Origin of the sequence: Bacillus cereus group sp. MYBK5-2 (genome assembly GCF_051915685.1) — a bacterium.
In the GTDB taxonomy this organism is placed as follows: Bacteria; Bacillota; Bacilli; order Bacillales; family Bacillaceae_G; genus Bacillus_A; species Bacillus_A cereus.
In genome coordinates this window covers 340,904-365,381 of sequence record NZ_JBQAFE010000001.1, presented here as the reverse complement: position 1 = coordinate 365,381, position 24,478 = coordinate 340,904, and the positions used below count along the sequence as shown (strand labels likewise).

The window sequence follows — 24,478 nt, the reverse complement described above, 5'->3', positions numbered from 1 at the left end:
TTTATAAATCAATAATAATCTAATTCTCCTCACAGAGAATCCGCTTTTCACCTTATAATACGCTACTTGTAGAGTACGCATACCGTTCCCTTTTCCATATCTGTTTCGTATAACGGATTAATGTTGTCTCCATTTAAATCAAAATTCCGAATTATAGGCATTTAAATCCCTAGCTTCTTTAAAGTAATTTCTAAATTTATCATCAATATTTATATCGTTACTTAATAACAACATTAAACTGGAATCCCAACAAACAATTTCAATTTTTGCTTGAGGGTGCTGGATATTTGGACTTGGTACCCAGAGCCCTTCGTTTCCATTTGCATAGGGCTCTACAAGCAAATTATGAATATCAATGTTTATAGACTTATCAAACGCAGATAGTACGCCCCAAATAAATTGAGGATTATATTTTTTTACGAGATTTGAAAGATCTTCACCTGCTATCCAAACTATTGGATGCGACATTTTAGGATAATCTCGGATAAGTTTCTCTTCCTGATGTGCGACAATCTCCATGTCTGTTATAAGCCAATTATACTCTTTTTCCCTACCTTGAAATGAGTCAAAAACGGAAGCTAAAACTGTATGTTTAGATCCATGTAAAATGAAGTTCATCCAATCCCTCCAATTAGTAACAATCGATAAGTTAGCCTTCTTGAACTTATTATGTGTAGATAATTAAACAAATACCAATGAATACTGTTACTATACACAATATAATAGTTGTTGCAGTATCTAGCAAAATGCTTACGGCTAGGAAAATTATTGATTTAAGAGCAAAAGAAGGCCCTTTTTCTTTCCATTGCCGATAGATTTGTATCATTGCATAAATTAATGGAATCATACCACCTATAATCAGAATAATCCCTATTATTTTCCCCATGTTTCCCCTCCTTTTAAATATTCGAATCAATAAATATACTATATAATCATAGGCCCTCAGAATATATCCTTATATTTTTGGAGTTATTCTACACATGCAAAACTCTCTAATCATAGCTACGCTCGTATTAAGTGCATTGTTAGAAGTTATATAATCTTTCATTCTGTAATTAACGGAACTTTCCATCTGCTAAAAACTTTGCAATACAGCTTAACATTTTCTAGGGTATTAAATTTCCTAAGATATCAATTAGCTCTTCTAATGCTCTTCCCAAATCGTTTATATTGTCTCATTCATCAAAACCTTTTTCCATTAATTCATCTACTATAATATCTCTCAATTTATTTATTTTTTCAGTTTCTATCATACTTAAGTCTTCATAAACATTTAACTATAGTAAATGTTTATTTTGTGATTCTAATGTCTGTTTCAATAAAATCTGCATCTCTTTATTTAATTTAAACAACCTTATCTTCTCCTTTCCCAGTTTATTTTGAACCCTTAGCAAAAGTTGTAATTACTTTACCTTTTTTATTTAAAACTACTACAGCCTGTTTACTAGTAGATTTAGCTCTACCACCACTTTGTATAACTTTTTCGCCAGTTTTAACGGCATTTAAAATGGCCTTAGATGATACTCCTACACCATTACGACTAATTGCCTATACCATTTCTTTTCTTTCATAAACTCACCTCGCTGAAATATTTTTTAACACAATAATGTTACATATCCAAATCTAAATAAAATAAAGAGTAAAGTAAATGCAGTTTAAAAATAAATACATCTATCATAAAAAAGAAAAGACGATTTCTTTTCTCATTTATGCTTGTAGTATCCCAATCCGATTTAACGATTGATAAAATAAGACAAGGGCCTTTTTGGAATCATCGGTTAAACTTGCAATTTAGTTGAAGAAGGAACAAACTGATGATGCGGAAAAACGTAGTATATAGAAGACTATGTAAGGAGTTTGTCATATGATTGATAACAGAATTTCGAAAGATTATGATCATGAAATAGATGATTCTTTAAAAGAAATTACAGATACAACCATCTTACTTAATTTTCAAAAAGCGATTGTAAGTTTATATCCTCATCTAATACCAATTCATGCTTTTGCCTATGACGCATGGGATGATATTGTAATGCCATTGTTTTATGAGATGGTATATAAAACTTTTGCTTTTAAATACGGGATAGATATTAACTTTAAAGAAACTCATACCTATATGTTTTCGCTTAATAGTTATAAAGGGATACATCACATCGAGTGTGTTCCAAAGTGCACAACATTTAAGATTTATATTAACGAAGAATGGATTGAAATGGACAATAAAAGTTTGAAAGAAAATGTATTTGTATTTAAGTCATTTGGGGATGGATTGCATTTTCTAACTGGTGGAATTGAAATTGAAGATGCTTATCGTGTAGGATTTGACCTTGTTGAGGTTGATATTGTTTCTACCATAACAGGTCTTCCATCTAAAACAAGTATTTTTATTGATAAAGAGCATGTAGACTTTGTGTTTGTTGCAGAAACATATGATACAAATATCCAAAATTAAAAATTTTATGTAAGAACGTAGGAAGAATATCTTCATTACTACTCGTATCAAATAGTTGTTTGAACACGCTCCGCTATTATATATACAAACTTCCGACTACATTTCATATGAGAAAAAGTTATTACGATAAACAAAGAAAAGGTCTCCTAAAAGATATTTTAGGAGACCTTTTCTTATTAATAGATTTTGTAATTTAAGAGTGAACACTCTTAAATTACAAAATCCTCCGGAATAAACACTTTCACTTCTTTCGGCTGTACGTATACGAAATCACCCGCTTGAATGTTCAGCTGCTTGAACTGTTCTTTCGTAATTTCTGCTTCTAAATATTCATCTGTTCCGTCTCGTTTTAATTCTACATATACGATATTTCCGACTGCGTGAGAATAAGATACTTTTGCCGGGATTGCATCTATGCTTTGTTTCGTACGAGAGATTGATAAGTCATGCGGCCTTACGTAGGCTATTCCGTCTACGTTGGAAACGTGCTTATGCTCTGGTGCTTCTAGTTCGACCGATCCTACATTTAGCTTTCCTTTATGAACGCGGCCGTGAAATAAATTTACATTTCCTAAAAAATCGTAAACGAACGGGCTTGCTGGGTTTTCATATACTTCTTCCGGTGTTCCCATTTGTTCAATGCAGCCTTCATTCATTACAACGATGCGGTCTGCAACGTCTAACGCTTCTTCTTGATCATGCGTTACGAATACGCTCGTAATTTGAAATTCGTCATGTAATTTTCGGAGCCATCTTCGTAATTCTTTTCTCACCTTTGCATCGAGTGCACCGAACGGTTCATCAAGTAATAAAATTTTCGGTTCGACTGCAAGTGCCCGGGCTAGTGCAATACGTTGACGTTGTCCACCAGATAATTGCGCTGGATAACGTTTAGCAAAGCCATCCATTTTTACGAGCTTTAATAATTCTGTTACCTTTTCTTCTATCGCTTCTGCTGACGGTCTTAAGCTTTTCTTTCTTACTTTTAAACCGAAAGCGACATTCTCAAATACATTCATATGTTTAAAGAGCGCATAGTGCTGAAAGACGAAACCGACTTGCCTGTTTTTCACGTGAATGTCTGTTAGATCTTCCCCATCAAATGAAACAGAGCCTCCATCCGCTTCTTCTAATCCTGCAATAATGCGTAATAACGTCGTTTTCCCAGAACCTGACGGGCCTAATAAGGCAACAAGTTCACCTTTTGGAATATCCAAATGAATGTCTGTTAGTGCTTGAAATGTACCATATTGCTTTGATACACCTTGAATTTGAATACTCACCGTAATCCCCCTCTTATTGTCGTTTTTCCATTCGCCATTCAATCCAGTTTTTTATAACGAGTGTAAACACTGCAATTAATGACATTAACGTCGCTACTGCAAATGCTGCTGAAAATTGATATTCATTGTACAAAATTTCAATATGGAGCGGCATCGTATTCGTAATACCGCGCACGTGACCTGATACGACAGAAACGGCTCCAAACTCACCGATAGCACGGGCATTACATAGAATCATGCCGTACAAAAGACCCCATTTTATATTTGGAAGCGTAACGCGCCAAAACATTTTCCAGCCACTTGCGCCAAGTGATAAAGCTGCCTCTTCTTCACTTTTCCCTTGCGCCTGCATAATGGGAATTAATTCACGTGCAACGAACGGGAAGGTTACAAAGATTGTTGCAATAATAATGCCTGGTACAGAGAAAATGAGTTTCACTCCATGTTCAAGTAACCATTCGCCAAGAGCACCCCTCGGTGTGAAAAGTAAAACGAATACTAATCCTGCGATAACTGGTGACACAGCAAACGGCAGTTCAATAAGAGAGAGTAATACTTGTTTTCCTTTAAACTGAAACTTTGTAATAAGCCATGCGGCCGCTACCCCAAATATCGTATTAAGCGGCACAACGATTAACGCAACGAGAAGCGTTAATCTAATTGCTGAAAATGCTTCTTGATCTGTAATAGCGGCAATGTATACATCCATCCCTCTTTCAAAGGCTTTTAGAAAAATAGTTATGAGTGGCAGTAATAGAAAGAGAGATAAAAATAAAACTGTAATCGTAATTAATATGCCTGGTACAAGCTTAGATTCTTTTTTAGCTGATACGCTTTTTACTATTTTCTTTTCTAATAATGTTGGTTCCATTTTCTCTCCTCCTATTCACTTTTTAGTTCATGCCTTCTACTCCAGCTTTGAATCATATTAATAAGAAGAAGGAAAAGGAGAGAAATAATAAGCATCACGGTTGCTACAGCTGTTGCCCCCGCATAATCATATTGTTCTAGTTTCGTCATAATCATCAGTGGCGCAATTTCTGTTTTCATCGGCATATTACCTGCGATGAAAACGACAGATCCGTATTCTCCTAATGCTCTTGCAAATGCGAGTGAAAAACCTGCAAGAAGAGCGGGAAAGATTTCTGGTAAAATGATTTTCACAAATATTTGCAAGCGGGATGCACCTAAACTCGAAGCCGCCTCTTCTACTTCTTTATCAATATTTTGCAGCACTGGTTGCACCATTCGAACGACAAATGGTAAACCGATAAAAGTAAGCGCAACGATAATTCCGATTGGTGTAAAAGCTACTTTTATATGAAACAGACTAAATATTTTCCCAATCCATCCATTTTCCGCATAAAGCGTTGTAAGTGTAATACCAGCTACAGCTGTCGGAAGTGCAAACGGTAAATCAATGAGTCCATCTAATAGTCGTTTCCCTGGAAACTTGTAGCGTACGAGCACCCAAGCTATTAATAAACCGAAAATGGCATTTACAATAGCAGCTGCAAATGAAGTTGTAAAACTAACTTGATAGGAATGCAACACACGCTCGTTCGTTATAACCCCAGCGAACTTCTTCCAACCTAACTGTGAAGTTTGAATAAATACGATAGAAAGTGGTATAAGTACGAATAAGCTCATGTACAACATTGTAAATCCAAGCGATAATCCAAACCCTGGTAAAACACGCTTCTTCCTCATCCTCTTTCACCTCATCCCCCTTTAGCAGTACGCATTATTTTTGATAAATTTTATCGAATACGCCGCCGTCATTAAAGTGTTTTTCTTGTGCTTTTTTCCAGCCACCAAATAGTTCATCTACTGTAAATAATTGAACTTTCGGAAATTGAGATGCATATTTTTCTGCTACTTTTTCATTACGCGGACGATAAAAGTTTTTCGCCGCAATTTCCTGTCCTTTTTCTGAGTACAAATATTCAAGATACCCTTCTGCTACTTTTTTCGTTCCTTTTTTATCAACGACTTTATCTACAACCGCTACTGGTGGTTCTGCAAGTACACTAATAGAAGGGGTTACAATTTCAAATTTATCTTTTCCAAGCTCTTTTTGAGATAATAACGCTTCATTTTCCCATGCGATTAATACGTCACCAATTCCTTTTTCAACAAATGTTGTCGTTGCTCCGCGCGCTCCTGAATCTAATACTTCTACGTTTTTATAAATTTGGCTAACAAACTCTTTCGCCTTATCTTCACTATTATTATATTTTTTCAATGCGTATCCCCACGCCGCTAAATAGTTCCAACGTGCTCCGCCTGATGTTTTTGGATTTGGTGTAATGACAGACACACCTTTTTTCGTTAAATCATCCCAGTCTTTAATTCCTTTCGGGTTTCCTTTTCGAACAAGAAATACAATTGTTGACGTGTATGGAGTGGAATTATTCGCAAGTCGCTTCTGCCAATCTTCTGCTAGTTGTTTTTTCTTACTAATGGCATCAATATCATAAGCAAGTGCTAGTGTAACAACGTCTGCTTCTAAGCCATCAATAACAGAACGCGCCTGACTTCCAGATCCCCCGTGTGATTGTTTTACATTTACTGTTTGCCCGTGCTTCTCTTTCCAATACTTCGCAAAATCTTTATTAAAATCTTGATATAACTCCCTAGTTGGATCATAAGAAACATTTAAAAGCTCAACTGTTTTTTTATCCCCACTTCCTTCAGAATTACTAGTGGATGTTGCCGAACCACACCCTGATAAAAGTACAACTGCTGATAATAAAACACCTGTACTTTTCATAAACGCTGCCTTACCCCACTTTTTCATCGTTAAGCCCCCTTAGTTTATACAATAGAAAAAGGCACACAATATATTCACAAATGTGAACATTGTGCGCCTTCAGTTTATCTGATTAGCTTCTAATGTATTGTATTCGATTTCTTTTCATTTTAATTCTGTAATTCATATGTGTCAACTTGGATTTTAAATTTTCTTGCTAAACTAAAATATTGGCATACTTCGAGCCCAATGATTTTTCAAATCAGCAAATTCTTTTGGTAACTTACTATTTTCATTCCATTCTAATTTATATGCATTTACTAACACCGTAGCCATTGATTCACGGTTCATTACTCCATTTTGATTAAAATTACCGTTCTTATCATTTTCAGAGTTCATCCATAATTTTACAAATAAGATATTGCACTCGCCGTAAGCGTTAATCCCTTCTGTTCTATGTATATCTCCTCCTTGTTGGTCATATGAAGCTTTAAATATATGGCACCACAGCTTAATCAATGCACAAAAAAATGAGGCAACCACCTTCAAAGATGGTTGCCTCATTTTTACACTTGCATCGCTTTCTCTCTCAATGCTCTTCTTAACAACTTACCCGTCGTATTCTTCGGTAATTCTATTAAAAACTCAATGCTTTTCGGCACTTTATATTTCGCTAAATGTAACGTACAGTAATGCATTAGTTCTTCTTCTGTTACGTTCGTTTGTTTCAGAACGACGTAAGCTCGCACTGCTTCTCCTAAGTTTTCATCAGGAACACCGATTACAACAACTTCCGCTACTGATTCGTGCGTATATAATACTTCTTCTACTTCACGAGGGTATACGTTATAACCGCCAACTAAGACGATATCTTTTTTACGATCAACGATATAGAAGTAACCTTCTTCATCCATTTTCGCCAAGTCACCTGTATATAGCCAGCCGTCTTTCAATGTCGCAGCTGTATCTTCTGGTGCATTATAGTATCCTTTCATAACGTTAGGTCCGCGAACGATTAATTCGCCGACTGCGCCGACAGGTACTTCTTCCCCAAGTTCATTTACAATTTTATTTTCCACATGCCAAATATTTGTGCCAATCGACCCTGGTTTACGAGGACGATCTAGCGGATTGAAACAAGTAACTGGTGATGCTTCTGATAAACCGTATCCTTCTGAAACAATAACGTTAAAACGTTTTTCAAAGTTTTGTAGAAGAGCAACAGGCATCGATGCACCACCGGAAATACAAAGACGAAGCGTCTTCACATCTTCTGCGCTTGCTTCTTCAAATAAATATAAATAATTGTACATCGTCGGTACGCCAGCAAAGATCGTTGGTTCGTACGTACGACAAATACGGAATACTTCTTTCGGACTAAATTTCGGTAACATTAAAATCGTTGCCCCGTTCACAATCGGTGCATTTACCGCAACTGTTAAACAGAATACATGGAACATAGGCAGTGCCGCAACAACACGGTCATCAGCCGTATATTGTAAATACGAAGCCACATCGCTCGCATTACTATATAAATTTTTATGTGTTAACATAGCGCCTTTCGGTTTTCCAGTTGTGCCCGAAGTGTATAGGATAACCGCTACATCTTCTTCATCTAGTTCAGGACCTTCGTAAGTTGTATCTCCAATCCCCACAAAACTAGTAAACGTTTTCATTTTTTCGGTTTCTGTATGGTTAAAATCTGATGAGGTTTCGCATATGATGATGTTTTCTAATGAAGGAAGTCTTGTTGTAAGAGATTGTATAACAGGTAGAAGGACGTCGAGTACGATGATTGTTTTTACATCTCCATTTTGTAAAATATAATGCATTTCGTCTGCTGTATAAATTGGATTAACTGGAATAACAGTTGCTCCGGCTTTCATTGTTCCGTATAAACCGACCAAAAAATGTGGTGAGTTCCCAACAACTAATGCGACATTGTCCCCTTTTCCAATGCCCATTTCTGCTAAATTGCCAGAAAACCTTGTGACCATTTTGTTTAATTGGTCATATGAGACCGACTGATCCATAAATATATAAGCCGGTTTATCCCCCTTCTTTTTTGCCGTTTCAGCCAAAGATTGAACGAGATTCACAAAAACCCCACCTTTATAAAATTTAGAATATTTAAAAATTCTAAATTAATTATATTAAAAGAAAATTAAAGTGGCAAGTGATATTCTATTAACTGCATATAGACAGACCACCTTCTCTTAGTTTACTTTGGAAAAATAAGGGGATTTTATTTGTAAGTAATTTATGAAACTAGACCAGAAATCATTTTAGGATAATATGCATTCATCTTTTCTCTAAGTTTATTAAGTTCCTCTTTATTTAACGTCGTATGCTCGCCGTGCAAGTTAAGAGCGTCCGCTCCATCTTCATGAAAATACACCGTAACATATAACGTCGGTAACCCTTTGTTGTTTTCATCTATTGATAAGACGACATCTGGTGTTTTATTAACAGTGCTGAATGTTTCATTTCTTTTCCACTTCTTATTTTGAAACATGTCTTGTATATCATGTATCTTTCGTTTGTTATCTGTATGCGTAAAATATATAACATTATCCTCAGCCGGTTTTCCGATAGACAAAATTGTACGACTTGAGGGCAATCCACTGTTACACGCTGTCATTCCGATGACGAAGCTGAGTAATAATAAAACGTACATCACCCTTTTCATATCAATCCGCCTCCTTTTGAATATATATATTCCTTTATAAGAGGCAGATGTCCTGTGATTTTATGTTTTGTGGTAAATGAAATTATATGAGCGATTTTTCAGTTATATCAGCGCAGCTCGATTTATATCGGCGATTTTTCAGTTATATCAGCGCAACTCAATTTATATCGGCGATTTTCCAAATATATCAGCGCAACTCGGTTTATATCGGCGATTTTTCAAATATATCGACTTACCGACAAAACCTGACAATCTACGCAAAAAGAAAGAGGCTGCCCGTTATGGAAGCCTCCCTCATTTTTAGAAGAATAAATGTAAGAAATCTTCTGTTGTAATGTTACCGAAGTAGCGTGCAATATCTACGCCTTCTAAAGCTGCAGTGAATGCATCTTTATCGAACTGAACGCCTGTTAGACGCTCTTCGATATCATGAACATCTAGTGAACCGAAGAAGTCGCCGTAAATTTTACATTCTGTTACTGTTCCTTTTTTCACTTCAAGACGAACATCAACTTGTCCAACTGGGAAGCGGTGTGAATGTTGTAAGTTGAACTTCGGTGATTTTCCGTAGTTCCAATCCCAATTTTGGTAACGTTCTTCAGAAAGTTTGTGGATCTCTTTCCAATCATTTTCTGTTAATTCATACGTTGGGATTTCTGTTTCTCCTTCGAAAATTGTTTCTAGAAGAAGTTGTCTAAACTCCTCTGTCGTCATTTCTTCGTTTAGGAACTCTGTAATGTTCGCAACGCGGCTACGGATTGATTTAATACCTTTTGATTGGATTTTATCCATTTTTACTTTTAACGCTGATACGACGTGATCGATTTCAGAGTCAAATAGTAACGTACCGTGACTGAACATACGACCTTTCGTTGAGAACTGCGCATTACCCGAAATTTTTCTACCTTCAGCTAAAATGTCGTTACGACCACTTAGTTCTGCATTTACGCCTAATTTACTAAGCGCTTTCGTTACAGGCTCTGTGAATTTTTTGAAGTTGCTGAAACTGTCTCCATCATCTTTCGTAATAAAGCTGAAGTTTAAGTTTCCTAAATCGTGATATACTGCGCCCCCGCCTGATAGACGACGAACGACATGAATCCCTTTTTCTTTTACGTAATCAGCATTAATTTCTTCTACTGTATTTTGGTTTTTACCAATGATAATCGAAGGCTCATTAATGTAAAACAGTAAATATGTTTCGTTAATATCTAAATTCTTCACACAATATTCTTCAATCGCTAAGTTTATTCTAGGGTCTGTAATTCCTTTATTATCAATAAATAACATCATATCACCTCATGAGTTCCATACGTAGCTACTATGCGCTAGCGTAATATGGCCACTGAAAATTTGTTTTGCTTCTGTTACTAAATCAGATGGGTTGCCTGTATGCGGTAAGTGCGTTAATAAAAGTTCTTTTACATTCGCATCTTTTGCAATACTTGCTACTTCTGTACTATTCATATGCCCTGCTTTGGCAGCCTCTTGATGTGCATACATATTACACTCACAAATGAAAAGATCAGCATCTTTCGTGAATGGAATAAACTCAGGAATATAACTGGAATCAGCGCTGTATACTACGATATCACTACCTGCTGTAATGCGCATCGCAAAGCATGTAACAGGATGAACAGTTTTTAAGAATGAAATCGAGAACGGTCCAATTTGAAGTGTTTCTTCTGGATTGTACGCGATTCCTTTCGTATGCGGTTCATGTGTTAAAGAATGGAAACCATTCTCATCAAACGTATGACCGTATATTGGTAGTTCTGGTAGTTGCCTTGTTGTCGCGCTCGTAATTAATCTCGCATATTGCAATACCCCAATATCTGCAACATGATCGTGATGATAGTGCGATAGTACAACTGCATCTATATCAGATGGTGTTATATATTTTTGAAGCTGTGCTAGTACACCACTACCACAGTCTACAAGTAAACGAAAACCATCGTGTTCAAACAAATACCCCGACGTTGCTTCTCCCGCTTCTGGAAAGCCGCCCCAAAAGCCGACAACAGTCATTTTCATATGTATCCATCCTTTCTAAAACCGAGTAGGAATGCAGTTTTTCTCCGTACTTGAGAAAGTTTTTTACTTACATCCTACATTGTTAACTATAATCCATTTCCTAAACTTTTTCATTAATTTTCAATTTTGTTATAAAACAGTTGTTGACTTTTATTTTTTGTACTAATACAATGATAGTAAGAAATGGAAATGGAGGGATTGACATGATCGATCAACCAATGGAGTTTTTCAGAAATTTACCGACGAAAACTTGTGCGCACTGCGGGAAAGAAATTGATGAGCAGCACGAAGCATACCATAACAAATGTGATGATTGCGTTCACGAAGAATAGTAGTTTGTGAACAGAAAAAAACCTAGCAGACATAGTCTACTAGGCTAATAACATCTTATCCTTCATCGTTGAACCTTTCACCAAGAGCTCCAGTTCAAACTCATACAATTCTTTTTTTCGATAATTTTTCGTATGAATTTTATCCATCATTAGGTCGACAACTTTTCGGGCCATTTCATCAATTGGCTGTTCAATTGTCGTAATACCTGGTTCTGTAATCTGTGATAATATTTGATTATCAAAACCGATAACAGCGAGATCATCTGGAATGCTCCAGTTATGGCGTTTCGCCTCTGAGATAATTCCAGCTGCTACCTCATCGCCTCCTGCCAAAATCGCGGTAGGATTTTTTTTGTCCTTTAATACTTCATGGAATATTCGTTTTCCATCTTCCCAAGAGAAAGCGTTTTCAAGAAAGTCAATCGCTTCTACTTGGCGGCTCTTCTCAGTTATTGCACGTAAAAAGCCCATTTTTCGCTGCTGGCTAACGACTTTGGTTTCGTTACCACGGCAAAAAATAAGATTACGATATCCTTGATCTAACACATGCTTCGCAGCTATGTATGCTCCTTGCGCATGATCAAACTTCACTGTTGGAATATTTGCTTCCTCAATATATTCATTACACAACACGATTGGACCGTGCTGTAAGTATGGCTCTACATCTTCCCACGGATTTTCTAGTGAACATAAAATAATTCCATCTACTTGCTTCGTAGATAATAATTGTAAATACTCCATCTCTTTTTCCGGTAAATATCTTGTTTGACAAATAATCAGTTTATATTTATGTTCAGAAGCAGCAATCTCGATTGCTTCGATAAATCTACTGAAGAAAGGATTTGTAATCCTTGGAACTAGCACCGCAATTGTTTCCGTTTTTTGTTTACGAAGCCTTCTCGCCGCAGAATTAGGAACGAAGCCTAAATGCTTCATTGCTAATTGAACCCTTTTTTTCTTCTCATCTGAAACATATGGATGATTATTAATCACCCTAGAAACCGTTGTCCTTGATAACCCCGCTAATTTCGCCACGTCCTCTATAGTCGACACGAAATTCTCCCCCTTTGCATGAAAACGTTTTCTTAAATTGATTATATAGTATATTATTGGAAACTGCAATATCGGTTGTTATGATTTTACTATATTAATATTATACATAGGTAAAAGTCTGTTAATGCAGGGGCAATATACTGCTTTTAGAAATTTACGTTATGTACATTCCTTTTCTTAATACCATATATCCTTTATTCAATATAAAACCCCATCAATACGTCATCTCCATATGATCCATCTTCATATTTAATTTGCTTTCGTTGTCTGCCTTCTTCTACAAAGCCCATACGTTTGTACACTTTAATTGCCCGATCATTAACAGAAACTACACCTAAACAAATTTTTTCTAAACCTTTCTGCTCTTTCGCCCATCTAATAAGAAATTCAATTAATTTCGTGCCTATGCCTTGATTACAATACGCCTCTTTAATCCCCATTCCCATTGTGCCTGCGTGTTGTAACCGTTCTAGTTCATATCGATTGAAAATTAAAAAGCCAACTACCTTCCCATCTACTTCATACACGATATAAAGATTACCTTTCTCATTACTTTTCCGTATCTTTTCTCTTTCTGCATTCATATCATTCGGTAACTTCTTTGGGGATACTATGAAAAATTTTGTAGTAGTTTCCGATAATATAATTTCTTTTCTAATATTCATAATTGCTTCTGCATCAGTCTCTTTTACTAACCGTATCATTGAATCACCTCGTACTTTTTCTTTTTAAAAATAATATTACAACTATAAAACGGCCAATATGCAATATTACATATTGAGAATCTTTTTACTCTTGATACAATATTCATATATCAAAATAAAAGGAATGTATACAATGAATCCAATCTTAACAGCTGCAAAACAACTATTACATAAAGAAGAAAAAATTTTATCTACTTTAAAATGTTCACTTACTGGCTATATGATTACGCATAAAGTCCCGTATCCTGGCATGTTACTTGCTACTAATCAAAGACTTCTCTTTTTTAACCAATATAAAAACACATTCATTGCCGAATTTGATTATGAAAAAATTCTATCCATAGAAACGAAGAGAAGAATCTTTGACAAAAAAATAATATTTTACTATGAAGATGAATATATAACGCTTGGATACATTACAAGTTCGAATGTTGAAGCGTTCATAGACTTACTACATAGAACGTAAGTATTCCAAATGCATCTTTCATACTTGTATATACTTCTTTATCAAACAATATAGGTGAAAGGGCATAAACAAGAAAGATTATTAGCGGATTTACGATAAAATAATAAGTAAGATTGCCTTTCATCATATCAACTCCTCTACCCTATGTTTCTCTGTAAATTGTTGTAATTCCTTTTCTTTCGTTTCTATAGCTTTTAGAAAGATTTATAGATGAACTAAGGAAAAGATGTGCCCTCTATTAAAATAAAAAAGCACCAAAAAGGTGCTTTTATCTACGCTTCAACCGATTGATTTTCAGCAACATTTTTAAATTGTCGTTTGTGCATCAAAGTTAAGGAAGCGATCGTTCCAAGTGATAATACAACGATAAAGATCATGAGCATTCCTATGTTTTGCCACATGAAGTCAAAGTCTCCACTCGATACGACTGCTTTCAATCCTGATACAGAGTATGTCATCGGTAACCAAGCATTGAATGGTTGTAAAAACTTCGGAATCAATTCTAGCGGGAATGTTCCGGCACTCGTTGTAAGCTGCATAATTAATGTGATAATGGCAATAAAACGGCCTGCATCACCGAATGCTGTTACTAAACATTGAATTAATGCGATAAATGCTAAACTTGTAATGATACTAAAGAGTATGAAGTATGGAATGCTTTGTACTTCTACACCCAATCCGAACAGTAATATAACATCTGCTACTATCGCTTGAATAATACCAACTGATAGTAAAACACCGAACTTACTAATAAACCAACTAAATCCTGATTTTGGAACTCCTACTGTATCACGTAATGGATATACGATTGATAATAGTAATGCCCCAACGAATAAACCGAGTGATAGGAAATACGGCGTAAATCCAGTTCCGTAGTTAGGAACTTCCGCCATTTTCTCCGTCTTCACTTTTACAGGACTTGCAAACATATCATACGTTTTATCTGTTCCTTTCACTTCACCAGTTTTCTCTGCCCCTTCGCCAAGTTTCTCAGCAAGTTCACCTGAACCATCGTTTACTTTTACGAGGCCATCTGTTACTTGACCAGATCCGTCTGCTAGTTTATTTACGCCGTCGATTAGCTGGGTTGAGCCGGTTGACATTTTATTTAGGCCACCATTTAGAGTACCTAAGCCAGTTGTTACTTGATTAGATCCATCTGCTAATTGATTTACGCCACCTGCCATTTGGTTTGCTCCTACAGATAATGTTCCTAAACCATCTGTTACTTGGCTTGAACCATCTGCTAATTGATTTACGCCACCTGCCATTTGGTTTGCTCCTGCAGATAATGTTCCTAAACCACCTGTTACTTGGCTTGAGCCATCTGCTAATTTCGTTACACCTACAGATAATGTCCCTAAACCGCCTGTTACTTGACCAGACCCATCTGCTAATTTGGATACTCCTACAGATAATGTTCCTAAACCGCCTGTTACTTGACCAGACCCATCTGCTAATTGATTTACTCCTGCAGATAATTGACCTAATCCTGCTGTCACTTTTCCAGAGCCACTTTGTAATTGCGTTACTCCATCAATTAATTGAACTGATCCATCTTTTAATTTATCGGCACCTATTTTTGCATTATCTAATCCCTCACCAAATCCATGAAACTTACTAACAAATTCATTTTGTGCGCTCGTTAGTTTCTCAATACCACCTGCTAGAGTTTTTATCCCTGCTGGATTTGGTAAGTTTTTTTGCAACCCATTTGTTGTTTGATGTATTTCGCCCTTTAATTGTTTTACTTCTTCATTTAGTTTATTTGTTCCACCTGCTACTCCGGCAGCCTTTTGCTGAACTGTCGCTGTACTTTTTACAGCACTTGTTATGAACGGTTGTAACTGCTCTTGATATTCTTTTGGTAAACTTTCAATTTGCTTTTGTAAATTCGCTACCTCTTGTGCTGCATTTTTTGCATCTCCTGCTGTTGATTGTGTAAGTTCATTTAACTGATTTACATTCGCCCCAGCTCCATCTATTTTTTCATTTACTGTATTCAATATAGAAGGAACTTTCGACTGCATTTCCTCTAAGCCTGCAGCAGACTTTTGTACGTTACTATTTAACTCTTGCAATCCCTTTTGGATCGCTTGAGAACCTTTCTCTAATTGGCTTTGCCCTTCAACGAGTTTTCCCATACCATTTGATAGGTCCGTTGTTCCTGTTTTTAATTCACCGGATTTACTTACTAATTTGTTCAAGCCACCGGTCACTTTCTCAGATCCATCACGCAACTCACCCGTTTTACTATTTAACGTATTTAAACCGTCTGTTACTTTGCCCGATCCGTCTACTAATTTCCCAATACCTGCATTGCTATTTAATGCATGTAAACCATCTGTTACTTTACCTGATCCATCTACTAGTTTCCCAATACCTGCATTGCTATTTAATGCATGTAAACCATCTGTTACTTTGCCTGACCCATCTACTAATTTCCCTATACCTATCTGCATTTCACCTGTTTTGCTATTTAGTGTATTTAAACCATTTGTTACTTTGCCTGACCCATCTACTAATTTCCCTATACCTACCTGCATTTCACCTGTTTTACTATTTAGCACATTTAAACCGTTTGTTACTTTGCCTGACCCATCTACTAATTTATTAGATCCATCCGCTAATTTCTGAACTCCATCCTTCATCTCCCCAGACTTCCCTTGAAGTGTATGAAGGCCATCCGTCACTTTACTTGAACCATCATGCAATTCACTTGATCCGTCGTGTAGTTTACTTGCCCCTTCCGCTCCATCTGCTAATCCTTTTGAGACGTCTTTAATAGAATCGAACATTTTCTCTGCATATGTTTTCGTTAACGTGCTTGATACTTCAGTTTTAATCTTTTCAATGGCTGTTCCTCCAATTTGTGAAGATAAGAAGTTTAAACTTTCGTTTGGAATGTACTCTAAGTTTAATGGCTTTGGATTGTCTTTTAGTAACGTTGTAGCGTTACTTGAGAAGTCATCTGGAATGCGCACTAACATGTAATACTTTCTACCTTCCATTCCTTTCTTTGCTTCTTTTTCACTTACGAACTCCCATTTAAAACTTTTATTATCTTTTAAATTATCAACGAGCCCTTTTCCGACCTCAATTGGTTTCCCATCAAATACTGCGCCTTTATCTAAATTGACTACTGCAACTGGTAAGTCATCTAACTGTTTATACGGATCCCAAAAGGCCCACAAAAACATCCCTGCATATAAAATCGGTACGAATAAGACCGCAATAATTGGAATTAATATTTTTTTACTTTTTATAATTTCCGTGAACTCTTTCCGAAGTAACTGATTACCTTTCATAATTTCTCCCCCTTTTATAAAATGACCAAAATGTTCATATAGTCATTTTTACCCAAACAAAAAGGCTATACTTGTTCATACATATGCCTTATCCCCGAATTTATTACTATGCAACTTTTTCTCATTATGATTATATTTTTTCTATATCCCCCCTTAACTTAAATATATGACCACATTGTTCATTCGGTCATTTTTTATAAAATTAAAAGGATTATCTTAGTTTGACAATCCTTTTAGTAAATAAAGTTCAAATAACTCTGCAATTTTTTCTTTTTCTAGCGGTTCATGATTTTTTTCCCAATCAAAAATAAGCGATACATATAGACGAAGCATAATAAATGCTGTAATTTCTGGATCACATTTGCTAATTTCACCTTTTTCAATCGCAATCTTTAAATACGATTGAATAACAGAAACGATTTCCACATCAACTTGTTGCATAACTTCTTGTACTTCTTTCGTTCCCATATCGCGCTCTTCTTGAATTAATTTAATCATAAGCTGATGTTCTTTTCTAAATTCCAAGATGCTATATAATGCTCTATGTACATTTTCAAAAAATGAAACATCTGAACGAATTGCACTTTCTGCAACTTGCTTCATTTCTGTAATTAAATTAGAAATAATTTCACCAAATAGCTCTTCTTTATTTTTGAAAAAAGTATAAATCGTTCCTTTTCCTACATTCGCTAACTTCGCTACTTGATCCATCGTTGTTGCTTTATAACCGAACGCTGAAAAAGACTTTGTTGCAGCTTCAATAATAGAACGTTTTCGATCTATCGCCACATCTTCACCTCCAAAAATGACCAATCGGACGATATAGTCAATCAGTACATCTTTGATATTACCACACGCTTACATTCTATACAAGTTCTCTTTTTATTATTTCCAGTATAAAAGATTCCAGTCAAGTTATATCATACTGTCCATAGTTTATCAAAAAGTATACTTGTATGGAAAGCTAGAATATATTCGTAAATAATTGCTGACTAGATCCCACTAGAAATTTAATAAAATAGACAGTGTTCTTAAAACCAAAGGTTTAAGAACACTGTCTATTATTTTGACATAGAAAGTAATATTTTCTCCATTTCTTTCTTAGTTAGCTCATCATCGATTATCTCTTCGTATATCTTTGTATCTCTTGTAAAAATATCATTCACTATGACAATTTGATAATCACTATTCTTACCTTGTGCTGGTACAAACATTTTAAGGCCTCTTAACTTCCCCTCTCCATGAGAAGATTTATTATAGACCATTCCTTTCCCGTCTAAACTATAACTTTCTAAATTCTCTTCTCCAGGCATCATATAGTGTAGTGGATCCTTACCACCATTACCATTACCATCCATATACATCCTTGACTGATAAATCGTAAAACCATATTTCCCTTTTGTATATTCTGATTTAATAACTAATTCTACATCTCTTCCAAAATATGAGTCAGCCCATTCTCTCTTTAGCTCATAACCTTCTGGTATATAAGTCGGCTGCTTAATTTGATACGGTACATGTTCTTTTGCTTCTTCTATAGTATATGTTAAAGACTTCTCCAGCTTATCTTCAAGCGGCTTTAATGTCTTCTCAATAGTAGCTAGTCTTTCTTGATCAGCTTTCTTCAAGCGTTCAGGTTTATATTCCTTTGTATCTCCATCATAATTCTCAGGCACATTTTTCTTAACCATTGCTTTCTTATGAATTTCTTGCGCTTCCTTAAATAATTGAACATACTGCTCAAATTCTTCTTTCGTAAAATTCTTTTCTGCCAAATACAAAAAATCTGTATTCATTTTATATGACTTTATCGACATACCCCATTCTCTACTTGCATTCTCTGGTGTACCTAATACTGTTTCTATCGCTTCTTCAAAAGCCGCTTTATGTTGCTTTTTTTCTACAATCTTTTCTTCCTGTCTTTCATCTCCCTCAGTTATCCTTGCATTTAATAAAAATCCGCCTGCTATAGCTGCTATCGCAATCACTCCAAGTAAAGAAAGACGATACGATTTCTTTTGGAATTTTTTAATCATAATGATTCTCCTTTTTAGTGTTCGTTTATTTCTACTTAAATTTGCTAGGCTTGGTACTTGATAGGAATAGTGTTGTAGAAGGGTAATAATTGTATGTCCGTATGCAATTTGTTCCTCTTTATCTATAAAAGTAAGTGCATATGCATCACAGGCTAATTCTTGATCTTCTCGCATACAAAAATAGGCGTACCAAAGAATCGGATTGAACCAATTTAATAGGATTAAACTGTACATAATCCAATTTACAGCTACATCGTTTCTCTTAATATGAGCTAACTCATGGTAAAAGACATATTGTAATTGTTGTTCATTTAATACTTTCATATGTTTTTTTGATAGTAATACTTTCGGGCGAAAGAAACTAAAAACCGTTGGACTTGCAATCTTTCCTGCAAGACGTAATGAAACTGCCTTCTTCATTTTCATAGACTGCTTACAGCGATTAAACACTGTAGTGACCTGTTCGTCCGTAATATCCGGTTGTTTCTTTATGTAAGAATATAAACGTCTATTTGTAAGAAACGTGATGGCTGCTACTATGATTACCCCAGCTAGCCACACATACAAAGCAAGTTTGTATAAAGAAAATGTAGTCTGTTTTTCCGAACTGACTTTTACTTCCGGTTCGCTAGTTTTTGTCACCATTTTAGAATTTGATTCCAATTCCACTTTTCGGTCGCTTTCTATGTTCACTATATTCTCAGTAGCCGGCATATTTTTTGGAATAACTTCCGATACGCTAGAACTATAAGAAAGTAATGAGTAAATGCTATAAGAGCTATCTGGCGACCACGGTAAAAGGAGTCTTATCATTAATACGATCCACAGCATATATTGCCACCGGGGGGTTAATTTATTTCTAAATAGAACTTTTATACATAAAATAAATCCGACTAATATGCTAGCCATAAGTGACGTTTCTATAAGCCAATCAAAAAAATGAGGAAGGTATACATTTATAAGCGTGTTTATCATTTTTATCGATCCTTCCTCTTATTCTCCTCTGTCTTCTCATCTAAAATGCGTTTTAATTCATTAATATCTTCTGAAGATAATTTCTCCTCTTTTAAGAAATTAACAAGTAATGGCTTAAACGCTGCACCGCAAAAACGTTTTAGTAAAGATTTCGTTTCCACTTGCAAATAATTATGTTGTGATACTAACGGATAATAAGCGTACATACGCCCTTTATCTTGATGGTAAGAAACGGCTTCCTTTTGTACTAATCGATTAATTAATGTGCGGATTGTTTTCGGTTTCCAGTCCATTGCATCTTCCAGTTCTTCTATAATTTCATTCGCTGTTTGCGGAGAACTCGACCAAAGTACTTTCATAATTTCTAATTCCGCTTCAGATATTTTAGGTAATTGATTTGTCATCGTATGTTTCACTCCTAAGTATTACATTTGTAATCTATAATTAAGATTACAAATGTAATACTTAATTGTCAACCATATTTTAGAAAAATTAATTTCAGCTAAACCTTACTTCACAACAACAAAATTCCTCTTTTTCAAATAATCAAATAAAAAAACAAGAAAATCTTTACAATTAATAGTAATATAGAAAATAGACAAGTTTATCAAAATAGTGGAGGCTTTTTCAGTCATGATGCGTGCGCTTCGTTTAAATATAAAGCAAGCTTTTTGTAATCGTGTTTCTTTAATTATTATGTTTAGTGGATTTGTTCTTATTTGTATTTATCATTATTATTATGTAATTCGTTATTTAGGAGACGCTGCGAATGGACCTATATCGACGGATATTAAATGGATTGGATTTCGTGGAAATGAAATGGATGTTTATTTATTATTAATGCCAGTTATTGCAAGTCTTCCCTTTAGTACAAGTTATAACTCGGATAAGTCCGATGGTTTTAAACCGTTTGTCAGTAAAGAAATTTCTTTATTTTCTTATTCAGTAACGAAATATATCGTTACATTTTTTTGCGGCGGACTTCTTTATACATTTCCATTCATCTTATCGTTATTATTTTGCAAATTAACCATTCCAGACGGAGTACCAACGGCTGGTTCAGGCATTATAAATGATAACGGGATGTTCGCAAACTTATATGAAACTTCTCCCATCACTTACATTGCTGTATATATCGGAATTAATTTTTTATTTGCAGGTTTGATGGCTCTTTTAGGACTTGCTGCATCTGCATGGTCCCAAAAGGACTATATGGCGCTTCTATTTCCATTTGCAACTACCTCTATTCCTTACGTCCTGCTAAATACGGTACTCCCTACAATAGGCGGAGCACCTATTCATTTATATGATCCAAGGCAGCCGCTGCATGGCATGTCACCATATATTTTGACAATACAATGTGCCTTTTTCCTCCTCGTTAGCTTAATCATGTATATACAAGGAGTAAAACGTGATAGAAAAAAATATAGAAGAAGGTTGCAAAAAAGAGAGCGGTGTAGAAAGGCGTTTCAAGTATAATAAAACCCTAATTTCCTTACTATATTGGAAATTAGGGTTTTATTTACTATTCACTTACGGTGTATCTGCCAATCCCCATAAAATAACAACCGCTACAAAATAAATCGCTTTAATCGCTATTACTAAACATAATGAAACAATTGCATATTTACTTAATTCTCTTCTTGCACCTATTAAAGTGAAAATAACCGCCAAACTAAATGTTATATAAGAAGCTGCTGTATGTATTAAGTTATACGTAATATCTAGATTGCTTGTAAGTCCTGTTATATCAGCTACAAACTGAAGCATGACGATCGTACTAAAAAAAATTGCAAACTGATTCATTACCTTTCCATTTATTTGTAACTGCATTGTTGTCCTCCTTATTAAAAAACTAAATATTCAATCAATTTTATCATTAGATTACAAAAAAAGGAATCATCTCTTTATACTATTCTATAACGATGCAAAAAAAGAACGCTTAGTCACCTAAGCGTTCCTTTCTTTAAGAAGCTTTCTTCAAATCAATTTGAGCAAGTACTGGGTCATGGTCGCTTACACGTCCGTGCTCTTTCATTATATTTGAGTTTAAGTGCACTGGATCTACAATTGTGTGTGGTGCGATATTATTTGTTACTAAAATATGATCTAACACTTGTGCATTTCCTTCGTGAATGTACGTGTAACGATTCTCTTTTGGCACTGTGTTTAACATATCTTTTAAGATTGTTCCCTCTAGTGTTTTTAGTGGTTTAGAGAATTCGAAATCGTTCATATCACCTAACACGACAACTGGTGCATTCGTATTCTTTTTCTGAATTCCTTGCACGAAATGATTTACTTCTTGTGCTAACTGAATTCGTTTGTCTTCACTTTTTAATACGAGCGGCTGCACTTTTCCAAATGGCGTTGCATCTCCTAGTTTTGAGTTTAAGTGATTTGCAACGACAACAATGTTTTGTCCTTGGAACGTAAATTCTGCCGCTAACGGTTTACGTGTACTTTCAAATAATGGATTTTCGTCTCCAATACGAACAACATTTTTATCAAGTAACTTCGGTACCGTCGCTAATTTCACGCGTGATGGATTATAGAAGAAGCCGACGCGAATATTCGCTCCTGGTGCTCCTCCGTCTTGATTATTGTTTGGAGCGATTTCTACATACTCATACTTCGGTCCACGAATTTCTAGCACTGCATCAATGATACGTTTTGCGCTTAATGACGCATCTGTTGTACCGTCATTAATTGATCCGTTATTATCTTGCATTTCCTCTACACCGATAATATCTGGCATTTTTAAGTTGTATTTAATAGAATACGCTAGCGCTTTTACCTTTTCATCTGTTGTTTCTTTTTTATTCGCTGAGAAGTTTTCAATGTTATATGTAGCAACCGTTAACTTATCAAGACGTGGCTGAATATTTGCGCCTACTTGCTTAAATCCACCATCCACTACAGCTGGCAGTTCTGTTATTGGCGAAATACGGAAAGAACCGTAATCATATCCTACTACCCCTGTTATATCTCCAGTGAAAGTATCTCCTACTTTTGCTACATAATCACGAGGTACTTTTACAGAAAGGCGCTCTGGGTTTAATTGATTTTCATCTAATAGAGGTGTGCCATATTGTGTTACTATTTTATCTCCACCATTTTTTACTGTTACATATAAATTTCCGTTTTTCTGAGGTGTAATAATTTTTGGTGTTGGCATCGTAACACGCATACCTTCTATACTTTCATAAAAGTCGATTGCATCTTCATTTGGATCAAATAAACCAAATGCATCATTATCAATAATCTGGTCCGGGATTTTCACACCGTTTTCCCCAAGTACAATCGGTGCCGGCAAAGATTGATCTTTTGCGATTACAGCCACGCGACTCGCCTTAATTTCTGTCGTCGTTAAGTCTGTTTCAAATCGCTCTGCATATCCTGGTCCAACATATTCTTCTACTACTCCATCAACTTGAATAAGATCTCCTACTGCTACATTCGCATCTTTTTTATATACGTACATACCTTCTGAAGTAGCTGGATCATTATCTGGCTGATTATCTTCTATATAAAAGCCGTTTTTATCAAGCGCTGTGACAACGCCTTCCACATTGTTTACTTTCTTCCCGTTGTAAGGAGACATATGTGATTTTCCTTGAATGTCATGAATACGAACCTGTTCATTATTTACGATAATAAATGAAAATGTCGAAATTGCTGAAGAAGTAAGTCCTTCTTTTTCTGCGATTGCTTTCACTACACTATTTTCATTCACTATAATTTGTCCATTATAAAGAACACTTTTATTAGTAGGATTAGAGCCATCTAACGTATAGTAGATTGTTGCGCCTTCTGTATTCGTCGTTAATGTTACCGCTGTTCCTTTAGCAACTTCTCCGCCGTTCGGTGAAGCTACTACATCGCTAACACGATTTTGTCCTTCACCTTGAAACTTATAAGCTGTTACTGATTTTAGGCCTGAGTTACTAAAATATAATTCAAGAGTCCCAGTCAAACTAACTTTCTTCCCGATATTTTCAGGGTGATCTTTTACATTCACTGCCGTTCTCACATCACCTTTTGGCAACTGAACGGGCATGATTTTGTCTGGATTCGTTTCGTTTGGCGAATCTGCAATTGCTACGTTTGTATCATCAAACTTAGCTGGATCCTTCGTATATTTAGAAGAACTTTGCGTATATCCGACAATATAGCCTTCCACAATCCCCTTCGTTTTTCCTTGCTGCTTAAATACTTGAATTGCTTTTTCTACTGACATAGAAGCAGTTTCTTCTGCTTGCGCTAAAGTTCCAGTAAATGAAAGCAATAGCAAGAATGATAAAAAGACGCTTAACAATTTCTTCACAGCCATTTTCCTCTCCCTATTTCATATTTTCTCAGCATTTCTATCATAACAAATGATTCGTTATATA

Annotated in this window: 23 protein-coding genes and 1 pseudogene; 4 read left to right on the top strand and 20 right to left on the bottom strand. The window is 35.5% G+C overall.

Annotation, left to right across the window (positions count from 1 at the left end; all coding sequences use genetic code 11):
- Positions 1-138: 138 nt before the first annotated feature.
- The 3 genes and pseudogenes from ACTFP3_RS02020 to ACTFP3_RS02010 form a co-directional block, all read right to left on the bottom strand.
- Positions 139-618 (bottom strand): hypothetical protein, encoded by a 480-nt coding sequence (locus ACTFP3_RS02020; RefSeq protein WP_440009208.1) that lies wholly within the window; start codon positions 616-618, stop codon positions 139-141.
- Positions 619-667: 49 nt separating this feature from the next.
- Positions 668-886: a hypothetical protein gene (locus ACTFP3_RS02015; RefSeq protein WP_016117399.1), complete on the bottom strand. Its 219-nt coding sequence runs from the start codon at positions 884-886 to the stop codon at positions 668-670.
- 220 nt (positions 887-1,106) lie between these two features.
- Positions 1,107-1,352 (bottom strand): annotated as a pseudogene (locus ACTFP3_RS02010) (hypothetical protein).
- A 512-nt stretch (positions 1,353-1,864) separates the two neighbouring features.
- Between ACTFP3_RS02010 and ACTFP3_RS02005 the strand changes: the two are divergent.
- Positions 1,865-2,452: a hypothetical protein gene (locus ACTFP3_RS02005; protein WP_000566764.1), complete on the top strand. Its 588-nt coding sequence runs from the start codon at positions 1,865-1,867 to the stop codon at positions 2,450-2,452.
- Between the two features lie 209 nt (positions 2,453-2,661).
- On the opposite strand, the gene ACTFP3_RS02000 is transcribed toward ACTFP3_RS02005, so the two are convergent.
- The 9 genes from ACTFP3_RS02000 to ACTFP3_RS01960 all read right to left on the bottom strand — a co-directional run bounded on the left by ACTFP3_RS02000 (position 2,662) and on the right by ACTFP3_RS01960 (position 11,210).
- Positions 2,662-3,735, bottom strand: coding sequence for a sulfate/molybdate ABC transporter ATP-binding protein (locus ACTFP3_RS02000; RefSeq protein ID WP_000027102.1), 1,074 nt, complete (start codon positions 3,733-3,735; stop codon positions 2,662-2,664).
- Positions 3,736-3,748: 13 nt separating this feature from the next.
- Complete coding sequence (cysW, locus tag ACTFP3_RS01995; protein WP_000433826.1) at positions 3,749-4,606, bottom strand: sulfate ABC transporter permease subunit CysW; 858 nt, start codon at positions 4,604-4,606, stop codon at positions 3,749-3,751.
- Positions 4,607-4,617: 11 nt separating this feature from the next.
- Positions 4,618-5,445: a sulfate ABC transporter permease subunit CysT gene (gene cysT / locus ACTFP3_RS01990; protein ID WP_001227877.1), complete on the bottom strand. Its 828-nt coding sequence runs from the start codon at positions 5,443-5,445 to the stop codon at positions 4,618-4,620.
- A 34-nt stretch (positions 5,446-5,479) separates the two neighbouring features.
- A complete protein-coding gene (locus tag ACTFP3_RS01985; protein WP_000758695.1) occupies positions 5,480-6,535 on the bottom strand; it encodes a sulfate ABC transporter substrate-binding protein in 1,056 nt (351 codons plus the stop codon).
- Between the two features lie 174 nt (positions 6,536-6,709).
- Positions 6,710-6,886 (bottom strand): hypothetical protein, encoded by a 177-nt coding sequence (locus tag ACTFP3_RS01980; RefSeq protein WP_001986183.1) that lies wholly within the window; start codon positions 6,884-6,886, stop codon positions 6,710-6,712.
- Between the two features lie 167 nt (positions 6,887-7,053).
- Positions 7,054-8,586, bottom strand: a complete 1,533-nt coding sequence (locus ACTFP3_RS01975) for a fatty acid--CoA ligase family protein (protein ID WP_326035658.1) — start codon at positions 8,584-8,586, stop codon at positions 7,054-7,056.
- Positions 8,587-8,747: 161 nt separating this feature from the next.
- Complete coding sequence (locus ACTFP3_RS01970; protein WP_086412775.1) at positions 8,748-9,176, bottom strand: hypothetical protein; 429 nt, start codon at positions 9,174-9,176, stop codon at positions 8,748-8,750.
- A gap of 300 nt (positions 9,177-9,476) precedes the next feature.
- Positions 9,477-10,466, bottom strand: coding sequence for a lipoate--protein ligase (locus tag ACTFP3_RS01965; RefSeq protein WP_000897285.1), 990 nt, complete (start codon positions 10,464-10,466; stop codon positions 9,477-9,479).
- Positions 10,467-10,475: 9 nt separating this feature from the next.
- Positions 10,476-11,210: an MBL fold metallo-hydrolase gene (locus ACTFP3_RS01960; RefSeq protein ID WP_326035660.1), complete on the bottom strand. Its 735-nt coding sequence runs from the start codon at positions 11,208-11,210 to the stop codon at positions 10,476-10,478.
- A gap of 203 nt (positions 11,211-11,413) precedes the next feature.
- On the opposite strand from ACTFP3_RS01960, the gene yhfH reads away from it, so the two are divergent.
- Positions 11,414-11,542, top strand: a complete 129-nt coding sequence (yhfH, locus tag ACTFP3_RS01955; protein WP_000567010.1) for a protein YhfH — start codon at positions 11,414-11,416, stop codon at positions 11,540-11,542.
- A gap of 39 nt (positions 11,543-11,581) precedes the next feature.
- Here the strand turns inward: yhfH and ACTFP3_RS01950 are convergent, their stop codons facing one another.
- Both ACTFP3_RS01950 and ACTFP3_RS01945 read right to left on the bottom strand, forming a co-directional pair.
- Complete coding sequence (locus tag ACTFP3_RS01950; RefSeq protein ID WP_000103715.1) at positions 11,582-12,595, bottom strand: LacI family DNA-binding transcriptional regulator; 1,014 nt, start codon at positions 12,593-12,595, stop codon at positions 11,582-11,584.
- 194 nt (positions 12,596-12,789) lie between these two features.
- Entirely contained in the window at positions 12,790-13,299 is a 510-nt protein-coding gene (locus ACTFP3_RS01945; RefSeq protein WP_326035661.1) for a GNAT family N-acetyltransferase, read from the bottom strand.
- Positions 13,300-13,432: 133 nt separating this feature from the next.
- Between ACTFP3_RS01945 and ACTFP3_RS01940 the strand changes: the two genes are divergently transcribed.
- On the top strand, positions 13,433-13,765 hold the full coding sequence (locus ACTFP3_RS01940; protein WP_139849522.1) for a PH domain-containing protein: 333 nt from the start codon (positions 13,433-13,435) through the stop codon (positions 13,763-13,765).
- 272 nt (positions 13,766-14,037) lie between these two features.
- On the opposite strand, the gene ACTFP3_RS01935 is transcribed toward ACTFP3_RS01940, so the two are convergent.
- The 4 genes from ACTFP3_RS01935 to ACTFP3_RS01920 form a co-directional block, all read right to left on the bottom strand.
- Complete coding sequence (locus ACTFP3_RS01935; RefSeq protein ID WP_440009202.1) at positions 14,038-17,073, bottom strand: YhgE/Pip family protein; 3,036 nt, start codon at positions 17,071-17,073, stop codon at positions 14,038-14,040.
- A 216-nt stretch (positions 17,074-17,289) separates the two neighbouring features.
- On the bottom strand, positions 17,290-17,862 hold the full coding sequence (locus tag ACTFP3_RS01930; RefSeq protein WP_000963381.1) for a TetR/AcrR family transcriptional regulator: 573 nt from the start codon (positions 17,860-17,862) through the stop codon (positions 17,290-17,292).
- A 272-nt stretch (positions 17,863-18,134) separates the two neighbouring features.
- Positions 18,135-20,084, bottom strand: coding sequence for a M56 family metallopeptidase (locus ACTFP3_RS01925; protein ID WP_033692705.1), 1,950 nt, complete (start codon positions 20,082-20,084; stop codon positions 18,135-18,137).
- 2 nt (positions 20,085-20,086) lie between these two features.
- Entirely contained in the window at positions 20,087-20,488 is a 402-nt protein-coding gene (locus ACTFP3_RS01920) for a BlaI/MecI/CopY family transcriptional regulator (RefSeq protein WP_000184510.1), read from the bottom strand.
- 229 nt (positions 20,489-20,717) lie between these two features.
- Between ACTFP3_RS01920 and ACTFP3_RS01915 the strand changes: the two genes are divergently transcribed.
- Positions 20,718-21,563 (top strand): membrane protein, encoded by an 846-nt coding sequence (locus ACTFP3_RS01915; RefSeq protein ID WP_000984146.1) that lies wholly within the window; start codon positions 20,718-20,720, stop codon positions 21,561-21,563.
- 54 nt (positions 21,564-21,617) lie between these two features.
- Here the strand turns inward: ACTFP3_RS01915 and ACTFP3_RS01910 are convergent, their stop codons facing one another.
- Together ACTFP3_RS01910 and ACTFP3_RS01905 are read right to left on the bottom strand one after the other, a co-directional pair.
- Positions 21,618-21,917, bottom strand: a complete 300-nt coding sequence (locus ACTFP3_RS01910; protein ID WP_326035663.1) for a hypothetical protein — start codon at positions 21,915-21,917, stop codon at positions 21,618-21,620.
- 133 nt (positions 21,918-22,050) lie between these two features.
- Positions 22,051-24,417: a DUF6359 domain-containing protein gene (locus ACTFP3_RS01905; RefSeq protein ID WP_440009199.1), complete on the bottom strand. Its 2,367-nt coding sequence runs from the start codon at positions 24,415-24,417 to the stop codon at positions 22,051-22,053.
- Positions 24,418-24,478 lie beyond the last annotated feature (61 nt).

Excerpts from the sequence above, each read along its gene's own strand:
- cysT (WP_001227877.1), bottom strand. The coding sequence starts at position 5,445 with ATGAGGAAGAAGCGTGTTTTACCAGGGTTTGGATTATCGCTTGGATTT.
- ACTFP3_RS01940 (WP_139849522.1), top strand. The coding sequence starts at position 13,433 with ATGAATCCAATCTTAACAGCTGCAAAACAACTATTACATAAAGAAGAA.
- ACTFP3_RS01910 (WP_326035663.1), bottom strand. The coding sequence starts at position 21,917 with ATGCAGTTACAAATAAATGGAAAGGTAATGAATCAGTTTGCAATTTTT.
- cysW (WP_000433826.1), bottom strand. The coding sequence starts at position 4,606 with ATGGAACCAACATTATTAGAAAAGAAAATAGTAAAAAGCGTATCAGCT.
- ACTFP3_RS01965 (WP_000897285.1), bottom strand. The coding sequence starts at position 10,466 with ATGTTATTTATTGATAATAAAGGAATTACAGACCCTAGAATAAACTTA.
- ACTFP3_RS01985 (WP_000758695.1), bottom strand. The coding sequence starts at position 6,535 with ATGAAAAAGTGGGGTAAGGCAGCGTTTATGAAAAGTACAGGTGTTTTA.
- ACTFP3_RS01905 (WP_440009199.1), bottom strand. The coding sequence starts at position 24,417 with ATGGCTGTGAAGAAATTGTTAAGCGTCTTTTTATCATTCTTGCTATTG.
- ACTFP3_RS02020 (WP_440009208.1), bottom strand. The coding sequence starts at position 618 with ATGAACTTCATTTTACATGGATCTAAACATACAGTTTTAGCTTCCGTT.
- ACTFP3_RS01980 (WP_001986183.1), bottom strand. The coding sequence starts at position 6,886 with ATGAACTCTGAAAATGATAAGAACGGTAATTTTAATCAAAATGGAGTA.
- yhfH (WP_000567010.1), top strand. The coding sequence starts at position 11,414 with ATGATCGATCAACCAATGGAGTTTTTCAGAAATTTACCGACGAAAACT.
- ACTFP3_RS01970 (WP_086412775.1), bottom strand. The coding sequence starts at position 9,176 with ATGAAAAGGGTGATGTACGTTTTATTATTACTCAGCTTCGTCATCGGA.
- ACTFP3_RS01945 (WP_326035661.1), bottom strand. The coding sequence starts at position 13,299 with ATGATACGGTTAGTAAAAGAGACTGATGCAGAAGCAATTATGAATATT.
- ACTFP3_RS01935 (WP_440009202.1), bottom strand. The coding sequence starts at position 17,073 with ATGAAAGGTAATCAGTTACTTCGGAAAGAGTTCACGGAAATTATAAAA.
- ACTFP3_RS01960 (WP_326035660.1), bottom strand. The coding sequence starts at position 11,210 with ATGAAAATGACTGTTGTCGGCTTTTGGGGCGGCTTTCCAGAAGCGGGA.
- ACTFP3_RS01925 (WP_033692705.1), bottom strand. The coding sequence starts at position 20,084 with ATGATAAACACGCTTATAAATGTATACCTTCCTCATTTTTTTGATTGG.
- ACTFP3_RS01920 (WP_000184510.1), bottom strand. The coding sequence starts at position 20,488 with ATGACAAATCAATTACCTAAAATATCTGAAGCGGAATTAGAAATTATG.
- ACTFP3_RS02005 (WP_000566764.1), top strand. The coding sequence starts at position 1,865 with ATGATTGATAACAGAATTTCGAAAGATTATGATCATGAAATAGATGAT.
- ACTFP3_RS01915 (WP_000984146.1), top strand. The coding sequence starts at position 20,718 with ATGATGCGTGCGCTTCGTTTAAATATAAAGCAAGCTTTTTGTAATCGT.
- ACTFP3_RS02015 (WP_016117399.1), bottom strand. The coding sequence starts at position 886 with ATGGGGAAAATAATAGGGATTATTCTGATTATAGGTGGTATGATTCCA.